The organism is Aquabacterium sp., assembly GCF_030652515.1.
Taxonomy (GTDB): domain Bacteria; phylum Pseudomonadota; class Gammaproteobacteria; order Burkholderiales; family Burkholderiaceae_C; genus Aquabacterium.
In genome coordinates, this window is the sequence record NZ_JAUSAR010000144.1 from 1 (window position 1) to 5,181 (window position 5,181).

Consider the following 5,181-nt stretch of genomic DNA (forward strand, 5'->3'; position numbering starts at 1 on the left):
CGCGCCGGCCTGTGCGCCCAGCAGGATGTGTCTCGGATGGAGGGAGGCCAAGGCGCGGTTACCAGCGGGTTACAGCAGGTGCTTCACGCCGTCCTGCTCGCCTTGCAGCTCGGCCAGGGTCTTGTTGATGCACTCTTGCGAGAAAGCATCGATGGGCAGGCCTTCAACCATCTTGTATTCGCCGCCTTCGCAGGTGACGGGGTAGCCGAACATGATGTCAGCCGGGATGCCATATTCACCCTTGGACGGGATGCCCATGGTGACCCACTTGCCATTGGTGCCCAGGGCCCAATCGCGCATGTGGTCGATGGCAGCATTGGCAGCCGAAGCCGCCGACGACACGCCACGGGCGGCGATGATGGCCGCACCGCGCTTGCCCACGGTGGGCAGGAACACGTCGCTGTTCCACACGGCGTCGTTGATCATGTCCTTGACCGATTGGCCATCGATCGTGGCGAAGCGGTAGTCAGCGTACATGGTGGGCGAGTGGTTGCCCCACACGGCCAGCTTTTCGATCGAAGCCACGGGCTTGCCAGTCTTGGCGGCCAGTTGCGAGGCCGCGCGGTTGTGGTCCAGGCGCAGCATGGCGGTGAAGTTCTTGGCAGGCAGGTCAGGCGCCGACTTCATGGCGATGTAGGCGTTGGTGTTGGCGGGGTTGCCCACCACCAGCACGCGCACATTGCGCGAAGCGACGGCGTTCAGTGCCTTGCCTTGAGCCGTGAAGATCTGGGCGTTGGCGGCCAGCAGGTCGGCACGTTCCATGCCGGGGCCACGGGGGCGCGCGCCGACCAGCAGAGCGTAGTCGGTGTCCTTGAAAGCCTGCAGCGGATCGCTGTGGGCTTCGATGCCGGCCAGCAGGGGGAAGGCGCAGTCTTCGAGTTCCATGATCACGCCCTTCAGCGCGTTCTGGGCCTTCTCGTCGGGGATCTCCAGCAGTTGCAGGATCACGGGTTGATCTTTGCCCAGCATTTCGCCGGAGGCGATGCGGAACAACAGGGCGTAGCCGATTTGACCAGCGGCGCCGGTGACGGCAACGCGAACGGGTGATTTGCTCATGTGCAACTCCGAAAGAAAAGAGGAGAGAGGTGGGGTAGTAACAACCCCCAAGTGTAGCGTCGTGCGCAGTCTAGGGGCAGTGTTGTGAATCGTCAATGCTCTTATGTCTTATATAAGACATCTTTCATCAGAGGGTGGACTAAAACGGGTGCTTGTGGTGCAATCAACTTCCGTGAAAACCCATGCTGTCGTGGCCCCTTCCTTGCCTTCTTCTGGTGCCCCTGCCGAGCCGCCTGCCCTGGTCGCGGGCGAGGCGTCGGCGTCTGGTGTCGGGTCGCCTTCCTTCAGCCCGCTCTACCAGCAGATCAAGTCGCTCATTTTGCGCAGCCTGCAAGCTGGCGAATGGCGCCCGGGTGAGGCCATCCCCAGCGAAATCGAGCTGGCGGCCCGTTTCAAGGTCAGCCAGGGCACGGTGCGCAAGGCGGTGGATGAGTTGGCGTCCGAAAACCTGCTGTTGCGCCGCCAGGGCAAGGGTACCTACGTGGCCACCCACACCGAAGAGCGCGTGCAATACCGCTTTTTACGCCTGACTCCCGATCAGCCTGAGCACGCTGGCCCCGTCCAGCGCGAGTTCCTCGATTGTCGGCGCCTGCGCGCCCCGGCCGACATCGCCCGTTTGCTGCAACTCAAGGCTGGCGACATGGTGGTTGAAGTGCGCCGCGTCATGCATTTCGCCGGCAAGCCGGTGGTGTTGGACGACATCTGGCTGCCCGGCCACCTGTTCAAGGGTCTGACGGCCGAGCGCCTGAGCGATTACAAAGGCCCCATGTACGGCCTGTTCGAGACTGAGTTTGGCGTGCGCATGATCCGCGCCGAAGAGAAAATCCGGGCCGTGGCCGCTGGCGAAGTCGAGGCCGCCCTGCTCAAGATCGCCGTGGGTGCTCCGCTTTTGAGCGTCGAGCGCCTGTCTCACACCTATGACGACCAACCCGTGGAGCTGCGCCGCGGGCTTTACATGACCGAGTTCCACCACTATCGGAACGAATTGAACTAACCCCGTCGAGGAACAAGGGATTGCCCTTAAAATCGCGGATTCTTTGACTGTTTTTTGACGCAAGGCAGGAGCCTTCAGAAAAATGGCTGACAACACCAAACCCCCCCGCCCCGTCTTCACGAACATCCATGTGACTGACATCGTCAGCTACAAGCTGCCGCCAGCCGGGATCGTCTCGATCCTGCACCGCGTCAGCGGTGTCGTGATGTTTCTCTTGCTGCCCTTCGTCGTCTGGATGTTCGACACCAGCCTGACCTCGGAAATCTCCTATGACGAGTTCAAATCGGTGTTCACGGCCGGTGCGGGCATCTTGCCGGCCATCCTGGTCAACGTCATCACCTGGGGCTTGATCTGGGCCTACCTGCACCATTTCATCGCGGGTGTGCGCCACCTGTGGATGGACGCCACGCACAGTGTTTCCAGGCAGCAGGGCCATTCCTCGGCCATCGTCACCCTCGCCCTGAGCGTGGGCCTGACCCTGATCCTGGGCGCCAAGCTGTTCGGCCTGTTCTGATCTCGACCGCGGAAACTCAACACCATGTCTAAAAACTACGGTACCAAGCGCGTCGTCGTCGGCGCGCACTACGGCTTGCGCGACTGGCTGGCGCAACGCATCACGGCTGTCCTGATGGCCTTGTTCACAGTGGCGCTGCTGGTGCAGGTCATCTTTGGCGATCCCATCGGCTATGAAAAATGGGCGGGCATTTTCTCGCACCAATGGATGAAGTTCCTGACCTTCGTGGTCATCCTGTCCCTGGCTTATCACGCCTGGGTCGGCATGCGCGACATCTGGATGGACTACATCAAACCCGTGGGCATCCGACTGAGCCTGCAAGTGTTCACCATCGTCTGGCTTCTGGGCTGCGCTGGCTGGGCCATCCAAGTGCTGTGGAGACTTTAAATAATGGCGATCGCAACTTCCATCCCTACCCGCAAGTTTGACGTCGTCATCGTCGGAGCCGGCGGCTCCGGCATGCGCGCTTCCTTGCAATTGTCCCTGGCTGGCCTGAACGTGGCCGTGCTGTCCAAAGTGTTCCCCACCCGCTCGCACACCGTGGCGGCGCAAGGCGGCATTGGTGCCTCGCTGGGCAACATGTCCGAAGACAACTGGCATTACCACTTCTACGACACCATCAAGGGCTCCGATTGGCTGGGCGACCAGGACGCCATCGAGTTCATGTGCCGCGAAGCCCCCAAGGTCGTGTACGAGCTTGAGCACTTCGGCATGCCCTTTGACCGCAATGCCGACGGCACCATCTACCAGCGTCCCTTCGGCGGCCACACCGCCAACTACGGTGAAAAACCCGTGCAACGCGCTTGCGCTGCCGCTGACCGCACCGGCCACGCTTTGCTGCACACGCTGTACCAGCAAAACGTCAAGGCCCGCACCCAGTTCTTCGTCGAGTGGATGGCGCTGGACGTGATCCGCGACGCCGAAGGCGATGCCGTGGGCGTGGTCGCGCTGGAAATGGAAACCGGCGATGTGCACGTGTTGCACGCCAAGACCGTGCTGTTCGCCACCGGTGGCGCCGGTCGCATCTATCAAGCATCGACCAACGCCTTCATCAACACCGGCGACGGTCTGGGCATGGCGGCGCGCGCTGGCATCCCCCTGGAAGACATGGAGTTCTGGCAGTTCCACCCCACCGGCGTGGCCGGCGCGGGCGTGTTGCTGACCGAAGGCTGCCGTGGTGAAGGCGCCATCCTGCGCAACAGCAATGGCGAACGCTTCATGGAGCGCTATGCGCCCACCCTGAAAGACCTGGCCCCGCGCGACTTCGTGTCTCGCTCGATGGACCAGGAAATCAAGGAAGGCCGTGGCTGTGGTCCCAACAAGGATTACGTCCTGCTGGACATGACGCACATCGGCGCCAAGGACATCATGAAGCGACTGCCCTCGGTGTTCGAAATTGGCCACAACTTCGCCAACGTCGACATCACCAAGGAGCCGATCCCCGTGGTGCCGACCATCCACTACCAGATGGGTGGCATTCCCACCAACGTCTACGGTCAAGTGGTGGTGCCCGCTGGTGTTGGCGAAAACCGCAAGCCCAACGAGATCATCAACGGCCTGTATGCCGTGGGTGAGTGCTCCTGCGTGTCGGTGCACGGCGCCAACCGCCTGGGCACCAACTCGCTGCTGGACCTGGTGGTGTTCGGTCGCGCTGCGGGCAACCACATTGTCGACTTCAACCTCAAGTCCAAGAACCACAAGCCCCTGCCCAAGGACGCCGCCGACCAGACGCTGGCCCGTCTGGCCCGCCTGGACGGCGCCACCAATGGCGAGTACTCGCAAGACGTGGCCAACGACATCCGTGCCTCCATGCAGAAGCACGCTGGCGTGTTCCGCACGCAAAAGACGATGGACGAAGGCGTCAAGCAGATCGCTGCCCTGCGTGAACGCGTCAAGGGCATCGGCCTGAAGGACAACTCCAAGGTCTTCAACACCGCCCGCATCGAAGCGCTGGAAGTCGAGAACCTGATCGAAGCCGCCCAAGCCACCATCGTGGCCGCCGCCGCCCGTCCGGAAAGCCGTGGCGCCCACGCCCACGACGACTTCCCCAACCGCGACGACGACAACTGGATGAAGCACTCGCTGTGGTACTCCGAAGGCAACCGCCTGGAGTACAAGCCTGTGAACCTGCAACCGCTGACGGTGGAATCCGTTCCCCCGAAAGTCCGGACGTTCTGATTAGGACCGCACCATGAAGCGCACTTTCAAAATCTACCGCTACGATCCGGACAAGGACGTCAAACCCTACATGCAGACCATCGAGGTCGAACTCGACGGTCAGGAGCGCATGCTGCTGGATGCTTTGGTCAAGCTCAAGGCGGTTGATCCCACTTTGTCGTTCCGCCGCTCCTGCCGTGAAGGCGTGTGCGGTTCTGACGCCATGAACATCAACGGCAAGAATGGTCTGGCCTGCCTGACCAACATGCTGACCTTGCCGGGTGAAATCGTGTTGAAGCCGCTGCCGGGCTTGCCCGTCGTGCGCGACCTGATCGTCGACATGACGCAGTTCTTCAAGCAGTACAACTCGATCAAGCCTTACCTGGTCAACGATGAGCCGCCGCCTGATAAAGAGCGCCTGCAGTCGCCCGAAGAACGCGAAGAGCTCGACGGCCTGTAC

6 protein-coding genes are annotated in these 5,181 nt (G+C 61.8%); 5 read left to right on the forward strand and 1 reads right to left on the reverse strand.

Translation table 11 applies throughout. From position 1 onward, the window contains the following. Window positions 1-69: 69 nt before the first annotated feature. Complete coding sequence (locus Q7V20_RS16865) at window positions 70-1,056, reverse strand: malate dehydrogenase (protein WP_304793765.1); 987 nt, start codon at window positions 1,054-1,056, stop codon at window positions 70-72. Window positions 1,057-1,228: 172 nt separating this feature from the next. Between Q7V20_RS16865 and Q7V20_RS16870 the strand changes: the two genes are divergently transcribed. From Q7V20_RS16870 to Q7V20_RS16890, 5 genes are all read left to right on the forward strand, one after another. Then, a complete protein-coding gene (locus Q7V20_RS16870) occupies window positions 1,229-2,050 on the forward strand; it encodes a GntR family transcriptional regulator (protein WP_370652488.1) in 822 nt (273 codons plus the stop codon). An 82-nt stretch (window positions 2,051-2,132) separates the two neighbouring features. Continuing rightward, window positions 2,133-2,564, forward strand: a complete 432-nt coding sequence (gene sdhC, locus Q7V20_RS16875; RefSeq protein WP_304793768.1) for a succinate dehydrogenase, cytochrome b556 subunit — start codon at window positions 2,133-2,135, stop codon at window positions 2,562-2,564. 24 nt (window positions 2,565-2,588) lie between these two features. Next, entirely contained in the window at window positions 2,589-2,951 is a 363-nt protein-coding gene (gene sdhD, locus Q7V20_RS16880) for a succinate dehydrogenase, hydrophobic membrane anchor protein (RefSeq protein WP_304793772.1), read from the forward strand. 3 nt (window positions 2,952-2,954) lie between these two features. Then, window positions 2,955-4,742, forward strand: a complete 1,788-nt coding sequence (gene sdhA, locus Q7V20_RS16885; protein WP_370652489.1) for a succinate dehydrogenase flavoprotein subunit — start codon at window positions 2,955-2,957, stop codon at window positions 4,740-4,742. A gap of 13 nt (window positions 4,743-4,755) precedes the next feature. After that, a partial coding sequence (locus tag Q7V20_RS16890) for a 2Fe-2S iron-sulfur cluster-binding protein (RefSeq protein WP_304793775.1) occupies window positions 4,756-5,181 on the forward strand: 426 nt, incomplete at its 3' end.

What these genes read in the sequence shown, in the direction of transcription:
- sdhC (WP_304793768.1), top strand. Translation starts at nt 2,133, where the DNA reads ATGGCTGACAACACCAAACCCCCCCGCCCCGTCTTCACGAACATCCAT.
- Q7V20_RS16865 (WP_304793765.1), bottom strand. Translation starts at nt 1,056, where the DNA reads ATGAGCAAATCACCCGTTCGCGTTGCCGTCACCGGCGCCGCTGGTCAA.
- sdhA (WP_370652489.1), top strand. Translation starts at nt 2,955, where the DNA reads ATGGCGATCGCAACTTCCATCCCTACCCGCAAGTTTGACGTCGTCATC.
- sdhD (WP_304793772.1), top strand. Translation starts at nt 2,589, where the DNA reads ATGTCTAAAAACTACGGTACCAAGCGCGTCGTCGTCGGCGCGCACTAC.